The organism is Bradyrhizobium murdochi (genome assembly GCF_000472965.1).
In the GTDB taxonomy this organism is placed as follows: Bacteria; Pseudomonadota; Alphaproteobacteria; order Rhizobiales; family Xanthobacteraceae; genus Bradyrhizobium; species Bradyrhizobium murdochi.
Genome location: NZ_AXAU01000003.1, coordinates 171,826 through 192,624 on the forward strand (window position 1 = coordinate 171,826; position 20,799 = coordinate 192,624).

Here is a 20,799-nt window from a genome sequence, read left to right on the forward strand (position 1 = left end):
TATCTTTCGCGAAGCATCCAGTGCGAGTTTTGCAGCGCAACGAGGACTTCGGGAGAGCATGATGCGCCTGACCGTCAACGGCAAGGTTCACGACGTTGACGCCGCGCCCGACACTGCATTGCTTTACGTGCTCCGCAACGACCTCGAACTGAACGGACCGAAATACGGCTGCGGGCTCGGCGAATGCGGCGCCTGCGCCGTGCTGATCGACGGCGTCGCCGCGCGTTCCTGCGTGATCCCGGTCGAGGGCTGCATCGGGCGCGACATCGTGACGCTCGAAGGCCTCGGCACGCGCGAGCATCCCGATCCCGTGCAGCAAGCGTTTATCAGCGAACAAGCGGCGCAATGCGGCTATTGCCTCAACGGCATGATCATCACCACCAAGGCGCTGTTGCTGCGCTCCCCTCGCCCGTCGGAAGACGAGGTACTGGAAGCACTGCGCCATCATCTGTGCCGCTGCGGCGCGCATGTCGAAATCATGCGCGCGGCAATGCGCGCCACAGGCCGTCTCGTTGAGGCGCAGACGCGATGACTGTCCCTGACACGGCCGAGAATCGCGAGCGGTTGCAAGGCACGCTGTCCGTCGTGCGTCCGGCATCGCCGGTCGAGGCCGTCAAATTCGAGACGTTCATCAAGGTCACGGCGGATGGATCGGTCACCGCCTATAACGGCCACGTCGATCTCGGCACCGGCATCCGCACCGCGCTTGGGCAGATCGTTGCCGAAGAGCTCGACGTATCCTTTGCCCGTGTTGTGGTCGTGCTCGGCGACACGGCCCTCGTTCCCAATCAGGGCGCGACGATTGCGAGCGAAACAATTCAGATTACGGCCGTTCCGTTGCGCAAGGCTGCCGCGCAGGCGCGGCAGTTTCTGGTCGCGCGCGCCGCCGAGCGGCTGGAGCTTTCGGCCGAGGACCTCGTCATTGAAGACGGCCTCGTCCGCGGCAAGGACAATCGCAGCGTCAGTTACGGCGAACTCATTGCGGGCGAGACCATTCGCCTTGAACTCGCCGACGACGTTCCAGTTAAGTCCGTCGACGCCTATAACATCGTTGGCCGATCCGTGCCGCGCGTCGATCTTCCGGCGAAGGCGACCGGTGAATTGGTCTACGTGCACGACATGCGCGTGCCCGGCATGCTGCATGGCCGCGTCGTTCGCCCGCCCTATGCCGGCGTCGATGTCGGCGACTTCATCGGCAACAGCCTGATCGCGGTCGACGAGAATTCCGTGCGCGACATCCCTGGACTTGTCGCCGTCGTTCGCATCGGCGACTTTGTAGGGGTCGTCGCCGAGCGCGAGGAGAATGCAATCAAGGCGGCGGCGCAGCTCAAGGTGAACTGGAAGCCGGTGCCGACGCTGCCCGACCTCAAGGACGTCGCGACCGCGCTGCGTGCCAATCCATCGACGCCACGCAAGCTGATCGACAAGGGTGATGTCGATGCGGCAATCGCCGGCGCCGCCAAGCCGATGCCGCGGACATACATCTGGCCCTACCAGATGCACGCTTCGATCGGCCCGTCCTGCGCGGTTGCGGATTATCAGGAGGATGTGACGCGGGTCTGGTCCGGCACGCAGAACCCGCATCATCTGCGCACCGATCTGGCGCGGCTGATCCACCGGCGCGAAGCCGAGATCGAGGTGATCCGGCTGGAGGCTGCCGGCTGCTATGGCCGCAACTGTGCCGATGATGTTTCCGCCGACGCGGTGCTGCTGTCGCGCGCCGTCGGCCGGCCCGTCCGCGTGCAATTGACGCGCGAGCAGGAGCACGCTTGGGAGCCGAAGGGCACCGCGCAATTGATGGATGTCAACGGCGGATTGAACGTCGATGGCAGCGTTGCCGGCTATGATTTTGCCACGCGCTATCCGTCGAACGGCGCACCGACGCTGGCCCTGCTGCTGACCGGCGCCGTCCCGCACACACCCGCTGTCTTCGAGATGGGCGATCGCACCGCGATCCCGCCCTATGATTACGAGAATCTGCGCGTGGTAGCGAATGACATGCCGCCGATCGTGCGCGCCTCCTGGCTCCGCGGCGTCTCGGCGCTGCCGAACACCTTTGCGCATGAATCCTGGATCGACGAATGCGCCAGCGAGGCTGGTGTCGATCCGATCGAGTACCGTCTGCTCTATTTGAAGGATCCGCGCGCGATCGATCTCGTCAATGCGGTGGCCGAACGCGCCGGCTGGACGCCGCGGCCGGTACGCGAGGAGAAGCAGGCCGAGGATGATATCGTGCGTGGGCGCGGCTTTGCCTATGCGCTCTATGTGCACAGCAAGTTTCCCGGCTATGGCGCAGCGTGGTCGGCGTGGATCGCCGACGTCGCGGTGAACAAGGCGACCGGCGATGTCAGCGTGACGCGGGTGGTGGCAGGCCAGGACTCCGGCCTGATGATCAATCCGGACGGCGTGCGCCACCAGATCCACGGCAACGTCATCCAATCGACCAGCCGCGCGTTGATGGAGGAAGTGTCGTTCGATCGTGCCTCCGTGACGGCGCGGGAATGGGGCGCCTACCCTATCATCAAGTTTCCCGAGGTGCCTGAGATCGACGTGCTGATGCTGCCGCGACAGGATCAGCCGCCGCTCGGCGTCGGCGAGTCCGCCTCCGTCCCCAGCGCAGCCGCCATCGCCAATGCGATCTATGATGCGACCGGCGTGCGCTTTCGCGAATTGCCGTTCACGCCGGAACGCATCTTGCGGGGGCTGCGCGGCGAGGAGCCGGCGGCACCAGTGGCGTTGTCTGCGCCGGCATCCGCACCACAGCCTGATCTCAACCGATGGCCCAGTCCGTTCGCCGGACGACGCGGCGTGCTCGCAACCGCTGCAGCGCTGTGCGCGGCTGTGGTCGGCATCGGCGCCGCCGTGCTGCCATGGCGAGCGATTGCCCCGATCGCGCGGCCCGATGCCTCGGTCTACTCGGCCGCGACCATCGCCCGCGGCGAGCAGCTTGCCGCGCTCGGCGATTGCGCGGTGTGCCACACCGCTGCGAACGGCGTGCTCAACGCCGGCGGCCGGCCGCTGCCGACGCCGTTCGGCACGATCTATTCGACCAACATCACACCCGATGTCGAAACCGGCATCGGCGCCTGGTCCTATCCCGCCTTCGAGCGCGCAATGCGCGAGGGCATTCACCGCGACGGGCGGCATCTCTATCCCGCGTTTCCCTATCCGCATTTCGCCAGGACCACTGACGCCGACATGCAGGCGCTCTATGCCTATCTGATGGCGCAGTCGCCGGTGCGCGCGGAGACGCCGGCCAATGCGCTGGCATTCCCGTTCAACCTGCGCCCGCTGATGGCCGGATGGAATGCGCTGTTCCACACACCCGCCGTGTTCCAGCCCGATCCCGCAAAATCCGAGATCTGGAATCGCGGCGCTTATCTCGTCGAAGGTCTCGGCCATTGCGGCGCCTGCCATTCGCCGCGCAATGCGCTCGGCGCGGAGAAGGCGAATGCCTATCTCGCCGGCGGATTTGCGGAAGGTTGGGAAGCGCCGGCGCTGACCTCGCTGTCGCAAGCGCCGATCCCGTGGAACGAGGGTGAGCTGTACGCCTACTTGCGAACCGGCGAGTCGCGCTTCCACGGTGTCGCCGCGGGGCCAATGGCGCCGGTGGTGAGGGAACTCGCGGCGTTGCCAGATGACGACATCCGTGCCATGGCGGTCTATCTCGCCTCGTTCAATGAGGCCGCGATCGATCGGCCGGCGCAGCAAGCGCTTGCCGTCAGGCTCGAAGCCTCGACGGGCACGCGAACGCTTGCGGCCGCCAGCGTCGGCGCGCGCCTCTATCAGGGCGCCTGCGCCGTCTGCCATGAGGTCGGCGGCGCTCCGCTGTTCGGCAGCCGGCCATCGCTGGCGCTCAACAGCAACCTGCACAGCACCGTGCCCGACAATCTGATCCAGGTCATCCTGCACGGCATCGCAAAGCCGGCCGCGACCGACCTCGGCTATATGCCGGCGTTCAAGGACAGCCTGAGCGACGGCCAGATCGCCGAACTGGTCGTTTATCTGAGGCAACAATTTGCCCCCGATAAGCCGGTCTGGAAGGATATTCCTGCTGCGGTCGGCCGTATCCGGCAGGAATAGCGCGCTGAGCTGCCATGCCGCCGGCAAAACCCACTGGTTGGGTGGCCCGCGGCACGGTAGAGTTCCACCATGGCAGTTACCGATATTGCATCCCGGACCTATAACCATGGCTGGCGGCTCGACCCGATCGTGCGCAGCCTGCTCGATACCGATTTTTACAAGCTTTTGATGCTACAGATGATCCGGGAATTGTACCCGGAGCAGCGCGTCACCTTTTCGGTCATCAATCGCACCAAGAATGTCCGCCTGGCAGAGATCATCGATGAGGGCGAGTTGCGCGCACAGCTCGACCACGCGCGCACCATCCGCTTCACCAAGAAGGAGCTGATCTGGCTCGCCGGTAACACGTTCTACGGCAAGACTCAGATGTTCTCGCCGGACTTCATCCACTGGCTCGCCAACTTCCGCCTGCCCGAATACGAGCTCAACAAGGTCGACGGCCAGTACGAGTTGCACTTCCACGGGCCGTGGACCCACACCACGATGTGGGAAATCCCGGCGCTTGCGATCATGAACGAGCTGCGCTCTCGGCAGGCGACCAAGGGTCAGGGACGCTTCGTGCTCGACGTGCTCTATGCCCGCGCCAAGGCCAAGCTGTGGTCCAAGGTCGAGCGGCTGCGCAAGCTCGAAGGCCTCCGGCTTTCCGACTTCGGCACCCGCCGACGCCACGGCCATCTGTGGCAGCGCTGGTGCGTCGAGGCCGTCAAGGAGGGGCTCGGCCCTTCCTTCACCGGCACCTCCAACGTGCTGCTGGCGATGGACAACGATCTCGAAGCGATCGGCACCAACGCGCATGAATTGCCGATGGTCGCAGCCGCGCTCGCCAGTTCCGACGAAGAGCTGCGCTGGGCGCCTTATCGCATCCTCGATCAGTGGCGACACACCTATGGCGGCAATCTCTTGATCGCGCTGCCCGATGCATTCGGCAGCAAAACATTCCTGCGCGATGCACCGGACTGGGTCGCCGACTGGACCGGCTTCCGCCCGGACAGCGCGCCGCCGATCACGGCCGGCGAAGACATCATCAAGTGGTGGAAGCAGAAGGGCCGCGAGCCCAAGGAGAAGCTGCTGGTGTTCTCCGACGGCATGGATGTCGATTCGATCGAGGAGACCTATCGTCATTTCGCCGGACGCGTCCGCATCTCGTTCGGCTGGGGCACCAATCTCACCAATGATTTCGTCGGCTGCGCACCGGATGGATCGGCCGATCTCGATCCGATCTCGCTGGTCTGCAAGGTGACGTCGGTCGATGGGCGGCCGGCGGTCAAGCTGTCGGATAATCCCGAGAAGGCCACCGGCACGCCGTCCGAGATCGAACGTTATTTGCGCGTGTTCGGCAATGCCGGACGCGTCCGCACCGCCGTGCACGTCTGAGCCATCACATACTTTCCCGCCACCACTTGATCTGACGAGCCCCGCATGCCCGCACCCAAGCCGCCTGCTTTCGAAACTCTGAGCCTGCATGCCGGCCAGCGCCCGGATCCCGCAACCGGCGCCCGCGCCGTTCCGATTTACCAGACCACCTCCTACGTGTTCCAGGACTCCGACCACGCGGCAGCGCTGTTCAACCTGGAGCGCGCCGGACACATCTACACCCGGATCTCCAATCCCACGACCGCCGTGCTCGAGGAGCGGTTGGCGGCGCTGGAAGCCGGCGTCGGCGCGATCTGCACGGCGAGCGGCATGGCCGCGATGCATCTGGCGATCGCAACGATCGTCAATGCCGGCGACCACATCGTCGCGTCCGCCTCGCTCTATGGCGGCACCATCAATTTGCTGGCGCACACGCTGCCGCGCTTCGGCATCACGACGACGTTTGTCAAACCGCGCGCGCTCGATGAATTCCGCGCCGCGATCAAGCCAAACACGCGGCTCGTGATCGGCGAGACCATCGGCAATCCCGGAATGGAAGTGCTGGATATCCCGGCGGTCGCGCAGATCGCGCATGACGCCAAGATTCCGCTCCTGATCGACAATACCTTTGCGACGCCGTTCCTCAGCCGCCCGATCGAGCTGGGCGCCGACATCGTGATGAATTCCGCGACAAAATGGATCGGCGGCCACGGCATCGCCATTGGCGGCGTCATCGTCGATGGCGGCCGGTTCGACTGGCACGCGTCGGGCAAGTTCCCGCAGCTCACCGAGCCCTATGCCGGCTATCACGGCATCGTCTTCGACGAGCAATTCGGCCGGGCCGCCTTCATCATGCGCGCCCGCACCGAAGGCCTGCGCGACTTCGGCGCCTGCCTGTCGCCGACCAACGCGTTTCAGCTGCTGCAGGGCGTCGAGACGCTCGGCGTGCGGATGGAGCGCCATATGAGCAACACGCTTGCGGTGCTCGAAGCGCTGCGCGCCAACAAGGCGGTCGAGTGGGTGCTGCATCCGGCGCTGGAAAATCATCCCGACCATCAGCTCGCGAAGCGGCTGTTGCCGCGCGGCGCCGGATCGATCGTCTCTTTCGGCATCAAGGGTGGCCGCGCGGCGGGCAAAAAATTCATCGAGCAGCTTCGGATGATCAGCCATCTCGCCAATGTCGGCGACGCCAAGACGCTGGTCATTCACCCCGCCAGCACCACGCATCAGCAGATGGATGCCGCGCAGTTGAAGGCCGCCGGGGTCGGCGAGGAGCTGGTGCGGCTGTCGATCGGAATTGAGGCCGTTTCCGACATCATCGACGATCTCGGCCAGGCGCTTCGCGCATCGCAGAAGGTTTGACCCATGCAGCTTTCCGTCAACGGTGCTGATGTTCTCGTGGCGACCGGCGGCCGTCCGTTCGATCCGTCGCTGCCCGCGGTGGTGATGCTGCACGGTGCGGGGTTCGATCATTCGATCTGGGCGCTGCACAGCCGCTGGTTCGCCCATCACGGCTACGCCGTGCTGGCGCCCGATTTGCCCGGCCATGGCCGTTCGGCAGGCAACCCGCTGCCGACCATCGCCGACATGGCCGACTGGACCGCCGCGCTGCTCGACGCGGCGGGTGCGCCGAAGGCGAAGCTCATCGGCCATTCGATGGGCTCGCTAATCGCGCTGGAGACGTCCGCGCGTCATCCCGACAAGGTGTCCGGCCTCAGCCTGATCGGCACCGCTGCTGCGATGACGGTCGGCCCCGATCTGCTCAAGGCCGCCGAAGTCAACAACCCTGATGCGATCGACATGGTCTCGATCTGGGGCCTCGGCTTCAAGGCCGAGCTCGGCGGCAGTCTTGCGCCGGGACTGTGGATGCATCAGGGCGCGCAGCGCGTGCTGCAGCAGACGCGACCGGGGGTGCTCTACAGCGATCTCAGTGCCTGCAACTCCTATCAGAACGCACTCGCAGCAGCCGCGCAGGTGAAGGTGCCCGTCACCTTCATTCTCGGCGAGCGCGATATGATGACGCCAGCCAAGGGCGGCAAGGCGCTGGCGGCGGCGACGCCGAATGCGCGGATCGTCGTCGTTCCCGGCGCCGGCCACATGATCATGGCCGAAGCGCCGGATGAATTGCTGGCGGCGTTGCGGCAGTAGGCCCGCCTGTCATTGCCGGGCTTGACCCGGCAATCCATCCCAAGAAGTGACTCTTGCGAAGATCGATGGATGCGCGGGTCAAGCCCGCGCATGATGACTGAGGACACTACTGCCTTCCGGGCTGCCTGCGCTCCACCGGATGGATATCGATCGCCTGCAACCTTCCCAACCGCAGCACATCCATCGCGAGCGTCCGCCCGATGCGGTCGCGATCGAGGGCGCGGATCAGATCGTCGACACCGTTGATCTCGACGCCGTCGAGCTTGATCACGACATCGCCCGGCAACAGTCCCGCCTTCGCCGCCGGGCTGTCCGGCTCGATTTGCGCCAGCAGCGCGCCCATCTTGTTGTCGACGCCAGCGACCACCGCATGCCGCCGCGGGATCGGCGCGGTCTGGCCTGCGACGCCGATATAGGCGCGGCGGACATAGCCGTGGCGGATGATCTCGGACAGCACGAACTGCGCGGTGTTGCTGGCGACCGCAAAGCAGATGCCTTGCGCGCCGTTGATGATCGCGGTGTTGATGCCGATCACCTCCGACGCCGGCGATACCAGCGGCCCGCCGGAATTGCCGGGATTCAGTGCAGCATCGGTCTGGATCACGTCCTCGATGGTCCGCCCGCTCAGCGAGCGGATCGAGCGGCCAAGCGCCGACACCACGCCGGCGGTCACCGTCGATTCGAAGCCGAGCGGATTGCCGATCGCGACCACAAGTTGGCCGCGACGCAGGCTCTTGGAATTGCCGAGCGAGGCATAACGCAGATCGCGCGCGCCGTCGGCCCGCAGCAAGGCCAGGTCAGTGTCTGGATCGACGCCGAGCACGTGAGCATCGGTGACGAATCCTTCGGTGTCGCGCAGGCGGATCTCCTTCGATGATCCGACCACATGGCTGTTGGTGAGCACGAGACCGTCGGGCGAGATGACAATACCGGAGCCAAGCCCGCCGCGCTCACGCGCGCTGCGCACCTTCGGCCCGGTTTCGACGCGCACGACTGCGGGACCGACCCGCTCGGTCACATCGATCACGGCATTGGAATAGGCATCGAGCAAAACCCGGTCATTGTCCCGGGCAGGCTCAGCCGTTCGCGGCGACAGTCCGTCGTCGGCGATATCTGAGGTAAAATCCAACATGGCGAGATTCCTTCGGTCTCATCACATGGTGGCCGGGAACCGGATGCGCAAGTGCCGCGGCGCGTGCGCAGGCCTGCTCCGCCTCCGCTTCAGGAAACCCGCAGCTTGCCGCCCCGCGCCTTGACCGGATCGAGCAGCGACCAGTCGCCCTCAGGCAGTACATGGCCCTTCGGGAACGGGGCACGCAACTCGAGGCCGAGCGAGCGCAGCACGCGATCGTCGCGGTAGTAGCACTGCAGGACGACGCGGACGAGCGTCGCCGCCGCAACGCCGCCGGTGGCGCGGAACTCCTGCGCGACGGCATCACGCCTGGCCGTATCGAGCTCAGCCAACGGCTGGCCGGCGAGACGCGCGAGATGATCGAGCGCCTGCGCCACCAGCGCGGTATCGCGACTAAGCGTCGCCAGCATGTCGGTCTGAACAGCGGGATCGTCGGCACCGGGCACCTTGTACTCGTCGCTGGCGGGAATGATCATCGCGGCGATGGTGCGCAGATCGTCACGTTGAGATGGGGTCAGTTCATGGGCTGCGGACATCGCGGTCTCAATCGAAGAGGTTGGCAAGGCGTTGCTTCATCTGGTCGGCGACGTAGAGCGCGATCGCCTGGATGGTCGAGGTCGGGTTCACGCCGCCTGACGTGACGAACACGCTGCCGTCGACGATGAAGAGGTTTTTCACGTCGTGCGACCGGCCCCATTCGTTGACCACCGAGCGCGCCGGATCGGTGCCCATCCGCGCGGTACCGAGCAGATGCCAACCGCCCCAGGGAATCGGGTTGTTGATGCAGATGTCGGTGGCGCCGGCGGTCTCGAGGATTTCCCGGCCGCGCGCCAATCCATGCTCCATCATCTTCCAGCTGTTCTCGCTGATCGTGTAATCGATCTTCGGCGCAGGGATTCCGTGGCTGTCCTTCAGCACGGGATCGAGCGTGACGCGGTTGTGCTCCTCGGGCAGATCCTCGCAGATCGCAGACACCGCGAGCCGATGGCCGTTGAGCTTGCGGAACACGCGGTGATGGTCCGCGCCCCATGGCAAAATGCCCTTCTGTTCGCTCGCGACGGCTTCGAACACCGGCCCCGCGCCGCGGCCGAACTGGATGCCGTAGCCGCGCACGAAGCCGCGCGAGAGATCGGTGTCGTAAAACTCCTTGCTCCAGAGGCAGGTCGGCGGCGCGCGGTTAGAGTCGGTTGGCTCCTGCACAAAACCGTAGATTTGCGCATAGGGATGGAACATCAGGTTCTTGCCGACCAGGCGGGATGAATTGGCCAGGCCATTCGGGAAGCGGCCGGAGACCGAATTCAAGAGCAGACGCGGCGTGCCGACGCCGTTGCAGGCGATGATGACGACCTCGGCCGGCTGGAACTGCTCGACGCCATCCCTGTCGTAATAGACGACGCCCGAGGCCATGCCATGCTCGTTGGTCAGGATCTCGCGCACGCGGCAATGGGTCTTGAGCTCGACGCCGGCGCGGATCGCCTGCGGCCAATAGGTGATATCGGTCGAGGCTTTGGCGCCTTGCGCGCAGGCCGGCGTGCAATGCCCGAGATTGATGCAGCGCGCCCTGCCCTCGTAGTCCATCGTCGCAACTGTGGTGTCCGACGGCCACCAGTGCCAGCCGAGCTTGTTCATGGCTTTGCCGATCAGCGGCCCGGAGAGCCCGAGCGGCTGCGGCGGCATCGGCGGGTGCGTCAGCGGCGACAGCGGATCGCCTGACAGGCCCGAGACGCCCATCATGCGGTCGTTCTCTTCGAAGAACGGCACTAGGGTGTCGTAATCGATCGGCCAGTCATCCGCGACGCCGTCCAGCGTCTTCACCCGGAAGTCGGACGGATGCAGCCGCGGCCAATGCGCGGTGTACATCACCGTCGAGCCGCCGACGCCGTTGAAGTTCACGACCTTGATCGGCGAGTTGTCGTCGTTGATCGGATAGTCCTCGGGCCGGCCGCGGATGTTCGGGCTGGTCGACCAGTCGCCGTAGAACTTCGCCTCCCAGTCCCGCCCCGTGCTCGGATATTCCGAGGGCTTCATCCAGCCGCCTTGGTCGAGGCAGAGGATATGCATCTTGGTTTCAGCCAGGCTCCACGCCACCGCCGCGCCGGACGCGCCAGCGCCGATGATGAGGACGTCAACGGGGTCGTTCATTGCGGTCGCTTCGCTCCCTGAATTGTCGTCGCCTTGAGGGCGATCTGCGCTCCACGATAGGGGCAGATGCGACCGGCAGTAAAGCCGAGCGAGGCCGACTTGGCGGGACAAACACGCAACCCTGCCACGCCTTGATACAGGTTTGTCCGCGGGCGCGAGACCGGATAGCTTTTGAGCAAACCATAATCACGGGAGCGACGCCGATTCCGGACTTTGACGCCATCATTATCGGCGCGGGCATGTCGGGGCTGTACCAGCTCTACCGGCTGCGCGAGCAGGGTTTTCGCGTGCGGGTGTTCGAGGCCGCGACCGATGTCGGCGGCACCTGGTACTGGAACCGCTATCCCGGCGCGCGCTTTGATTCCGAGAGCTATTCCTATGGCTACTCGTTCTCGAAGGAGTTGCTGGAGGAATGGGAATGGTCGGAGCATTTTGCCGGCCAGCCGGAGACGTTGCGCTATCTCAATTACGTCGCTGACAAGTTCGACCTGCGCCGGGATATCCAGTTTAGGAGCCGGGTGACGGCGGCTACTTACGAGGAAGATACGCGGAGCTGGACCATCACGCTGGAGGACGGCAGCCGGTTCGACGCGCGCTTCCTGATCACCGCGATCGGGCCGTTGTCGACGCCGACCCTGCCGCGGATCGAGGGCCGCGAGGATTTCAAGGGTGCCTCTTTTCATACCGCGCGATGGCCGAAGGAGCCGGTGGATTTTACCGGCAAACGTGTCGCCGTGATCGGCACCGGCGCCACCGGCGTGCAGACCATCCAGACCATTGCTGGGCAAGTCGGCCACCTCACCGTATTCCAGCGCACCCCGAACTGGTGCGCGCCGCTGCATAACGGCAAGATCGACGCCGAGACCCAGAAGAAGATCAAGTCCGGCTATCCCGAAATCTTCGCCCGTTGCCAGGAAACCTTCGCCTGCTTCCTGCACACGCCGGACCCGCGCGGCGCATTCGAGGTGTCGGACGAAGAGCGCGAGGCGTTTTATGAAAAGCTCTATGGCGAGCGCGGCTTCGGCATCTGGCAGGGCAACTTTCGTGATATACTGATCGACCGCAAGGCGAACGCCACGATCTCCGATTTCGTCGCGCGCAAGATCCGGCAGCGCGTGAAGAATTCGGCGGTCGCGGAGAAGCTGATTCCGAAAAATCATGGCTTTGGCACCCGCCGGCTGCCGCTCGAAACTTTCTATTACGAAGTCTACAACCAGGACAATGTCGAGCTGGTCGACATCAACGAGACGCCGATCGAGCGGATCACGCCTGAGGGCATCAGGACAGGCGAACGGGATTACGAGTTCGACATCATCATCTACGCGACCGGTTTCGATGCCATCACCGGCAGTTTCGACAAGATCGATTTTCGTGGCGTTGGCGGCGCGCGGTTGAAAGACAAGTGGCGACAAGGCCCGGAGACCTATCTCGGCATCATGGTGCATGAATTTCCGAACATGCTGATGCTGATGGGGCCGCACACCGCGCTCGGCAACATCCCGCGCAGCATCGAATACAGCGTCGAGTGGGTCACCGGGCTGCTCCTGTTCGCGATGAGAGAGGGGTTGACGCGGCTGGAAGCGACGCCGGAGGGCGTGAAATCCTGGACCGATCACGTCAAGGCGCTCGGCGAGGGATTGCTGTCCAACGAGGTCAATTCCTGGATGACCGGCATCAATTCCAACGTCGAAGGCAAACAGAGGCGCATCGTCGCCCGCTACAGCGGCAGCGCGCCGGCGTATCGTGCCAGGTGCGACGAGGTGGCGGCGAAGCGGTACGATGAATTGAGGCTGGGATAGCACCCTCCCCTGGTCGGCGCGCATCGCAAGATGCGTGCCGGGGTGGGGTGATCTCTCCACTCGGGCACCGTTGGATGTGGAGAGAACGTCACCCCACCCCGCCGCTCATTTCATGAGCGTCGACCCTCCCCCTCCAGGTAGGGGAATCGCATATGGCCTTAGAGGGGTGTTGCATAGCGGTGCGAATTGGATTCTTCGGGGGTCTCCCGCTTCCCGAAGGAGACCAAGATGCGCAATCTCAGGCGGATATTTCGCCCGCTCAAAGATCCGCGTGCCAGCAACGTTCAACACAATCTGTTGGACATCCTCGTCATCGCCTTGGCGGCGACACTGGCTGGCGCCAAAACCTGCACCGAGTTCGAGTTCTTCGGCAAAGGCCGAGAGAAACTGTTGCGGCGGTTTCTGGAACTCAGATGCGGCATTCCCAGCCACGACACGTTCAGCAACGTCTTCCGTGCGCTGGACCCGAAGGGTCTGGAAGCGGTCTTGCGCAAGTTCAGCAAGGGCTTCGGCGTCAAAGGCGTGGTCAGCATCGACGGCAAGGCGCTGCGCGGGGCTTTCACGCGTGGCCGGCGGGCCACGCCGCTGCATATGGTCAATGTCTGGGCGACAGGCACGCGCATGGCCTTGGCTCAGAGGAAGGCCCCCAATCGCAACGAGATTGCCGGTGCTCTCGAAGTTCTGGCCCTGCTCGATCTGGACGGGGCCCTTGTCACCGCCGACGCCTTGCATTGCCGGCCCGACACGGCCCAAGCCATCCGCGACCGGAAGGGCCATTACGTGTTGGCCATCAAGAGCAATCGCGGCCGGCTCTTCAAGGCCGTCAAGGCGCTGCTCGATGCGGCCCGGAAGCCAGCGCGGGCGAGCCAGCGAAGGACTTCCGCTCACGACCGTGTCGAGCGCCGGCAGGCCATCGTCGCGCCGGCACCACAGTTGGCGAAGCAATACGGCTTCCCCGCGATCGCTGCCGTCGGCCGCATCGACAGTTGGCGCGCCCACGCCGGCAAGCCCGCCAAGCACAAGGTTCGATACTTTCTGGCCTCGCGCCTGCTGTCGGCCAAGAAGCTGCTCGAGGTCGTGCGCGCCCACTGGGGCATCGAGAACAATCTGCACTGGGTCCTCGATACGGTCTTCGACGAAGATGCCTGCCGCAGTCGCAAGGATCACGCGCCGGAAAACCTCGCCGCTATCCGCAGGATCGCCATCAACGCCCTGCAGGCAACACCAGGACCGGCCCGCATCAGCCACAAAATGCTCCAGGCCAGATGGGACAACGACTTCCTTCTCTTCGCCTTCGCCCATATGCGATTACCCTCCCCCTCCAGGGGAGGGTGAAGGCGCGTGCACGTCTGTTCCAAATTTTCTAGCACCCACATATGATTTCGCGATCTCGCGGCGCATTGCGTCCGAGCTTTGCTCTCAGCTTCCCGCCCTCTCATTCAGAGGGCGCAGGGAAGACCGGGTGCGCGCCGCACCCGCGGTCTCGTGTGCAATTGCGCATAGCAAAAACGCACACGAGCATACAGGTACAGCGGGAGCATCCCGGCCTTCCCTGCGCAATGGCTTTACGGCTTACTTCGTGCTCTTCCCGGCGAACGGCTTTTTTGCCACCGTCGTCCCGGAGAAGCTTCGCTTCCAAAGGACTTAATGCCAGCACCGCGACATCAGAACCACACGACTTCACCGTACGCATCCGGCGCGTACGTCTAGCGCGCCATCAGCGTCCATCGCATCTCACCGCACGTTAGTGACGATGGCCAACGCCCCCTCATCTGCCGTGAGACGGACGGAGTTATGCGCGTGATTTGGGTGGGAACGAAAGCAGAATATTTTTGATTACGGGGCTTGACACGATTTCTGAAAATCAGAAGTGATTTGCCCATCGGGCGTCACAGATGCCGTAGGGTGGGCAAAGCGCAAGCGTGCCCACCATCAAGCAGCGCGATCCGTGATGGAATGGTGGGCACGGCGCTATCGCGCCTTTGCCCACCCTACGGATCTCCCGCTACCACGCATCGATACACGGCCGCTTCTTGGTCGCGCGTGCCTCCGGCTTCGGCACCGAACGCAGGCCGGACATGATCCAGTGCCGCGTGTCGGCGGGATCGATCACTTCGTCGATCTCGAGCACTGAGGCGATCGAGACCGCCTTGCCGTTGGCGTAGAGTTCGGCGACTTTGGTCTTGTAATAGTCCTCGCGCTCGACCGGGTCTTCGATTGCTTCCATCTCCTTGCGGAAACCGAGCCGCACATAGCCTTCCAGCCCCATGCCGCCGAACTCGCCGGTCGGCCAGGCCACGGTGAAGAACGAGGCGTGGAAGCCGCCGCCGATCATCGATTGCGCGCCCAGGCCATAGCCCTTGCGCAGCACGATGCTGAATAGCGGCACGGTGAGGCTGGCGCCGGTCACGAACATGCGCGCGACATGGCGCACGATCGCGGTTTTCTCCGCTTCCGGGCCGACCATGAAGCCCGGCGTATCGCAGAGCGACAAAATGGGAATGTCGAAGGCGTCGCAGAGCTGCATGAAGCGCGCGGCCTTGTCGCCGGCCGGCGCGTCGATCGCGCCGCCGAGATGCATTGGGTTATTGGCGATCAGGCCGAACGGTCTTCCCTCGATACGGATAAAAGCGGTGATCATGCCGACGCCGAAATCCCGTCGGATCTCCAGCACCGAGCCTTCGTCGGCCAAGAGATCGATGACGCTGCGGATGTCGTAGACCCGCAGCCGGTTCTCCGGAATGGACCGCCGCAGCAGGCGTTGGTCCGGCGCTTTCCAGTCGGCGACCGCGCCCTGGAAGTAGGACAGATATTTCTGCGCCGCGGATGTCGCCTCGGCTTCATCCTCGACCAGAATGTCGATAACGCCGTTCGGCGACTGGAACGACACCGGACCTACTTCAGCAGGGTGATAGACGCCGAGCCCGCCGCCCTCGATCATCGCCGGTCCGCCCATGCCGATCGAGGCATTCTCCGTCGCGATGATGACGTCGCAACAGCCGAGCATCGCGGCGTTACCGGCAAAGCAATAGCCGGAGACGACGCCAATCACCGGCACCAGCCCCGAGAGCTTTGCGAACTGCACGAAGGACGGCCCGTCGAGGCCGGTCATGCCGAGTCTGTCCGTATCGCCGGGGCGACCGCCGCCGCCTTCGGCATAAAACACCAGCGGCAGCTGCCATTGCTCGGCCAAGCCCAGCATGCGGTCGATCTTCTTGTGGTTCATGTGGCCTTGGGTGCCCGCGAGCACAGTGTAATCGTAGGCGATCACCATGCAGCGCGCGGCGTCCGCGCCGAATTTTTCCGCGTTCACGGTGGCGACGCCGGAGATCAGGCCATCGGCCGGCGTGTTGCGGATCAGGTCATCGACCGTGCGTCGCCTTCGCTGGGCAGCAATTGCGAGCGAACCATATTCGACGAAGGAGCCTTCATCGACGAGGTGCGCGATGTTCTCGCGCGCCGTGCGCTGGTTGGTCTTGCGGCGGCGCTCGACCGAGGCCGGCCGGTTTTCATCCAGCGTGATGGCGTGACGCTCGATCAGCTCGGCCAGATCGGGACGGATGTGGTCGAGATCGACATCCTCTTCCTCAGCGACATCATGGGCGTCGAGCTCGGCCGGCTCCAGATAGAGGATCGGCTCGTCCTGCATCAGCGTCACGCCGGAGCCTGCTGCGATCTGCGTCACCCGGCCGCCCTGCGGCGCCGTGACCAGATGCTCCATCTTCATGGATTCGAGCACCGCGATCTGCTGGCCGGGGCGAACGAGATCTCCCTCCTCGACGCCGATCGCGACGATCGTGCCTTGCAGCGGTGCTGGCACCGCGACCGAACCTGCCGGGCCGGCTGCCGATGCCGCGACCGCGATCGCGAGCGTCTCGTCATCGGAGGCGCTGCCGGATTCGACCAGTTCCGTCTCCGCCGTCGTGTTGGTTTCGCCAATCAGATCGGCGACATGCTTGTCGATAAAACCGGTGCTGAGACGGTTCTCGACGAAATCCGGATGCGCCAAAATCGCCGCAAGAAAGGGAACGTTGGTGGCGACACCGCCAATGCGAAATTCACGCAGCGTCCGCGAAGCTTTGTGCACCACGTCGGTCCAGTTGCCGCCTGGCGAATGCACGATGACCTTTGCGAGCAGCGAGTCGAAGGCGGCGCTGGTCCGGTAGCCCGAATAGCCGAACGTATCGACGCGCACGCCGGGGCCGGACGGCAGGTCGAACACGGCCAGTGTGCCGCCGGTCGGTCTGGTGGCGCCGGTCTCGTCCATCACCTCCATGTTGACGCGGAGCTGGATCGCAAAGCCGCGCGGCCTCGGGATATAGCCCTGCGCAAGCCCGAGCGAGCCCAGGGTCGCACCGGCCGCGACCGCAAGCTGCGACTGCACGAGATCGAGGCCGAGCACCTCCTCGGTAACGGTATGCTCGACCTGCAGCCGTGGATTGGCCTCGATGAAGGCGAATGCCTTGTCGCTGGTCCTGGCGTCGTTATCGACTAGGAATTCGAAAGTGCCGAGATTGTCGTAGTTCGCGGCGGCGGCTAGTTCCTTGGCGGCGTCGATGATGCGCGTACGCAAGGCGTCGTTCAGCGACGGGCTTGGCGCGACCTCGATGAGCTTCTGGTTGCGGCGCTGGATCGTGCATTCACGCTCCCACAGATGGCTGATCGCGCCGTGGTGGTCGCAGATGACCTGCACCTCGATGTGGCGGGCATTGCGAATCAGGCGCTCGACATAGACGCCATCGCTGCCGAAGGCCGCCATCGCCTCGGATTGGCAGCGCGCATAGGCCTCCTCCAGCCTGCCCGCGTCATCGACGATGCGCATGCCGCGGCCACCGCCGCCGGCGATGGCCTTGATCATGATGGCGCCGCCTGCGCCGAGCGATTCCAGGAAGGCCTTGGCCTCATCGAGGCTGGTCGGCCCGCTGGTGCCCTCGATAACAGGCACGCCGCACTTTTTTGCCAGCGCCTTGGCCTGCGCCTTGTCGCCGAACAGATCGAGCGCCTCCGGCGACGGCCCGACGAAGACGATGCTTTCCTCGATGCAGCGGCGGGCGAACCCGGCATTCTCGCTGAGGAAGCCATAGCCGGGATGCACGGCGTCGCACTCGGTCGCCTTGGCGGCTGCGATCACCGCCTCGATATCGAGATAGGCCCGCGCGCCGCGCCCGGGGATTTCAAGGGCGGCGTCGGCGGCGCGGACATGCAGCGATTCCGCGTCGTCGGCGGAGTAGATTGCGACCGTCGCAAGGCCAGCGTCGCCCGCGGCGCGCGCGATGCGGATGGCAATCTCGCCGCGGTTGGCAATCAGCAATTTATGGAAGGACATGAACGGTTCCGTCTGGACAGCAGAGCGAAATGATGCGGCGATCGGCTCACCTCGCCCCGCTTGCTTCCCATACCCCAATCAGCAGCGCGAGGCGGCTACCGGCAGTTTCTTGTTTACTCGACATGAACCGTTGCCGAGATTCTGCGCAAGTGGAATTTCGTTCCACATGACGGAATTCACACAGCTACTGAGGCGCTTAGCGCTCTATCGGCAATCGAGCTGGGCTTCGAACCAGCCCTGCAACGACGCTGCGAGCGGCGGCCAGGCCCGCTGAAATGGCGAGAGTTGTCTTGCATTGGCGCGATAGATTCCGCGTAGCTCCCGCTCGATCGCGGGGAGATCGACACCGGTGCAACGGCCTTCGCTGACGATCAGCCGTCCGTCCACCACGACGTCGCGCAAGACAGACGCGTTGCCGCGCGCGAACAGGAGATCGACGGGGTCGACCGGCATGATCCGGTCGCGGTCGAGCCGATCGAGATCGATGGTGACGAAATCGGCTGGCGCGCCTGATATGAGCGTACCCGTTCCGGGCGCGCCGGTCGCCCTGCGGCCATTGGCTATCGCGAGCGCGAGGAATTCGGCAGCGGTCCAGGTGCGCTCGAAGCCAAGGCCGCCGTGCATCATCTGCACCAGCCGCATCTCGCGCAGCACGTCGTCGTCTTCGTCGAGCGCGAGACCATCGACGCCGACCGCGATGGCGCAGCCACACCGGTGCGCCGCGGCGATCGGCGCGAGGCCCGAGCGCAGGTGCAAATTGGAGGAGATGTTGGTGACGATACGCGCGCCAGACGCCGCGATCATCTCGATCTCGTCGGGGCGGGCGTGGATGCAATGCGCCAGCGTCAGCCGCTCCGACAGGAAGCCGATGTCGCGGAGATAGCGGACGACGCCATCCGGAAAATGCTGGTCAGCCCAGGCGCGCTGATAGATTGTCTCCAGCAGATGCATGTGGATGCGTCGCCCGGTGTGCACCGAATTCTCGGCTACCGCCTCGAGCAACGGTTTTGAGCACCATTGCACGCCCGCGGGGCCAAGCTGCACATCGACTTTGGGACCTGCGATGGCCGAGGCGATGGCATCCGTAAGTTCGATATAGGTCTTTGGCGACATCGGCGCGCGGACGAACAATTCCTCAATGGCCTTGCGATCGTCGCTTGAGAGCTGCGACAGCACCGGTTCGCCGTCGCCATAGACCACCGGGTTCTGGTCGCGCACGGCAAGCGCAAACGCGATGCGGATGCCGACGTCGGACGCCGCGCGCGCAATCGCCTTTGCCTCCTCGACCAGCGGCATGGTGCCGCTTGGCCGGGTGTAGTGCACCATCATCGCCGCGCAGCCCGCCCGCGCCGAACGGGCCAATGCCGATGCGGCGGTCAGATAGGGATCGACCGGCGTGCCGAGCGCGGAGCGCAGGATCCAGCTTTCCAGGGGCATGCCGAGCGCGCCGAACGAGGACGCGGTCGGCCGCGCGTGATCATGGGCATTGACAAAGGCGGGAAGGATGAGGGTGCGCGGGCCGGTCGTGGACGGCGTCGCTGGCGAGATGGACGTGACGAGGCCGTTGTCGTGTTGAAGCACGACGTTGTCGAGCAGCCCGCGGTCGGGACCGGAGAAGAGGCTATGTGCCGGAACGTCAGTAGCCATGGCGTGCCCTCTCCGTCATTGCGAGCGAAGCGAAGCAATCCATCGCGCCGCGAAAAGAAGGAATGGATTGCTTCGGCCTTCGCTCTTCGAGCTACGGCGGACAAGTCGTCGCTGCGCTCCTCGCAATGACGAACGATGTCAATTCGCGGTATACACCAGCTCCCGCTCGGCGCGCGGCGGCAGGAATTCGCGGGAAAAAATCTCCGATGGCGCTGGCGCGCGGGCGAGCTGGTAGCCTTCGACGATGATGCCGATGGCGCGAGCCATGCGGTCGTCCTTGACATCGCCGACGCCGATCTCCTTCATCTCGGGAGAGACGATCAGCTTGTCGAAGGAAAACTGCAGGCGGCGCTTCTCCACGTCGGCATTGATCAGATTGTCGTAGTTCAGCGCTGCCTTCATCCCGGCATTCTGGTCCTTGGCGATCGCGATCACGGCCTTATTGACGGCGCGGACGAGGCCGGCGACGGCCTTCGGATTGGCCGCCAGCAGCTTGCGCGACACCATCATGCCGTTGGAATAAAGATCGAGGCCGTAATCGCCAAACGAGAACCACTTGTAGTCCTTGTCGGGATCCTGGCGGTTTAGCACCAGGTTGAAGTAGCTCGTGATGTTGAACACCAGCGCCGCGTCGATATCGCCCTTGATAAGCATCGGCTCCTGCAGGTTCGGCGCCATGTTGGAGATCTTGATCTTCTCGCCCTCCAGCTTGTTCTTGTTGGCAAACACCGGCAACAACCGCGTCGTCGGCGTACCCTGCGCGCCGCCGAGCGTGCGGCCCTCAAAGTCCTTGATGGTGTTGATGCCGCTGGTCTTCTTGGTGACGATCGCAAACGGCGGCTGATTCCAGATCATGTAGACCATCACAGGCGCGTCCTGCGGCTTGGTCGAGGCGTTCTGGATGATGGCGTTGACGTCGCCGAAGCCGGCGTCATAGGCGCCCGACATGATGCGCGTCACGGTCGCACCGGAACCCTCGCCCTGATCGATCACGACATTGAGGCCCTCTTCCTTGAAGAAGCCGTTGTCCTTGGCGTAGAAGAACGCGGCGTCGGACCCTTGCGTCTTCCAACCCAGCGTAAATTTGATCGTGGTTTCCTGGGCGCTGGCGGCACCGGCGAACAAGGCAACTCCCAACAGCGCGGCGCTTACTCTGGCTAACATCATAT

13 protein-coding genes are annotated in these 20,799 nt (G+C 64.3%); 7 read left to right on the plus strand and 6 right to left on the minus strand.

Annotated features, from left to right (window positions below):
- Positions 1-61: 61 nt before the first annotated feature.
- From YUO_RS0111590 to YUO_RS0111610, 5 genes are all read left to right on the plus strand, one after another.
- On the plus strand, positions 62-532 hold the full coding sequence (locus YUO_RS0111590; RefSeq protein ID WP_028347405.1) for a (2Fe-2S)-binding protein: 471 nt from the start codon (positions 62-64) through the stop codon (positions 530-532).
- Complete coding sequence (locus YUO_RS0111595; protein ID WP_028347406.1) at positions 529-4,083, plus strand: molybdopterin cofactor-binding domain-containing protein; 3,555 nt, start codon at positions 529-531, stop codon at positions 4,081-4,083. Before YUO_RS0111590 ends, YUO_RS0111595 begins: the two co-directional genes overlap by 4 nt.
- Before the next feature lie 69 nt (positions 4,084-4,152).
- The gene (gene pncB / locus YUO_RS0111600; protein ID WP_028347407.1) at positions 4,153-5,457 is read left to right on the plus strand and encodes a nicotinate phosphoribosyltransferase; all 1,305 of its coding nucleotides are present in this window, start codon (positions 4,153-4,155) and stop codon (positions 5,455-5,457) included.
- A 45-nt stretch (positions 5,458-5,502) separates the two neighbouring features.
- The gene (locus YUO_RS0111605) at positions 5,503-6,798 is read left to right on the plus strand and encodes an O-acetylhomoserine aminocarboxypropyltransferase (RefSeq protein WP_028347408.1); all 1,296 of its coding nucleotides are present in this window, start codon (positions 5,503-5,505) and stop codon (positions 6,796-6,798) included.
- A 3-nt stretch (positions 6,799-6,801) separates the two neighbouring features.
- The gene (locus YUO_RS0111610) at positions 6,802-7,584 is read left to right on the plus strand and encodes an alpha/beta fold hydrolase (protein WP_028347409.1); all 783 of its coding nucleotides are present in this window, start codon (positions 6,802-6,804) and stop codon (positions 7,582-7,584) included.
- A 106-nt stretch (positions 7,585-7,690) separates the two neighbouring features.
- On the opposite strand, the gene YUO_RS0111615 is transcribed toward YUO_RS0111610, so the two are convergent.
- The 3 genes from YUO_RS0111615 to YUO_RS0111625 all read right to left on the minus strand — a co-directional run bounded on the left by YUO_RS0111615 (position 7,691) and on the right by YUO_RS0111625 (position 10,858).
- Complete coding sequence (locus YUO_RS0111615) at positions 7,691-8,716, minus strand: S1C family serine protease (RefSeq protein WP_028347410.1); 1,026 nt, start codon at positions 8,714-8,716, stop codon at positions 7,691-7,693.
- Between the two features lie 89 nt (positions 8,717-8,805).
- Entirely contained in the window at positions 8,806-9,252 is a 447-nt protein-coding gene (locus tag YUO_RS0111620; protein WP_028347411.1) for a gluconate 2-dehydrogenase subunit 3 family protein, read from the minus strand.
- A gap of 7 nt (positions 9,253-9,259) precedes the next feature.
- Positions 9,260-10,858, minus strand: a complete 1,599-nt coding sequence (locus tag YUO_RS0111625) for a GMC family oxidoreductase (protein WP_028347412.1) — start codon at positions 10,856-10,858, stop codon at positions 9,260-9,262.
- A 227-nt stretch (positions 10,859-11,085) separates the two neighbouring features.
- Between YUO_RS0111625 and YUO_RS0111630 the strand changes: the two genes are divergently transcribed.
- Together YUO_RS0111630 and YUO_RS0111635 are read left to right on the plus strand one after the other, a co-directional pair.
- Entirely contained in the window at positions 11,086-12,657 is a 1,572-nt protein-coding gene (locus tag YUO_RS0111630; RefSeq protein WP_430649537.1) for a flavin-containing monooxygenase, read from the plus strand.
- Positions 12,658-12,885: 228 nt separating this feature from the next.
- Entirely contained in the window at positions 12,886-13,992 is a 1,107-nt protein-coding gene (locus tag YUO_RS0111635) for an ISAs1 family transposase (protein ID WP_028347414.1), read from the plus strand.
- A 670-nt stretch (positions 13,993-14,662) separates the two neighbouring features.
- Here YUO_RS0111635 and YUO_RS0111640 read toward each other — a convergent pair.
- From YUO_RS0111640 to YUO_RS0111650, 3 genes are all read right to left on the minus strand, one after another.
- Entirely contained in the window at positions 14,663-17,983 is a 3,321-nt protein-coding gene (locus tag YUO_RS0111640; RefSeq protein ID WP_028347415.1) for a carboxyl transferase domain-containing protein, read from the minus strand.
- Positions 17,984-18,187: 204 nt separating this feature from the next.
- Positions 18,188-19,630: an amidohydrolase family protein gene (locus YUO_RS0111645; RefSeq protein ID WP_028347416.1), complete on the minus strand. Its 1,443-nt coding sequence runs from the start codon at positions 19,628-19,630 to the stop codon at positions 18,188-18,190.
- 138 nt (positions 19,631-19,768) lie between these two features.
- The gene (locus YUO_RS0111650; protein WP_028347417.1) at positions 19,769-20,794 is read right to left on the minus strand and encodes an ABC transporter substrate-binding protein; all 1,026 of its coding nucleotides are present in this window, start codon (positions 20,792-20,794) and stop codon (positions 19,769-19,771) included.
- Positions 20,795-20,799: the final 5 nt, after the last annotated feature.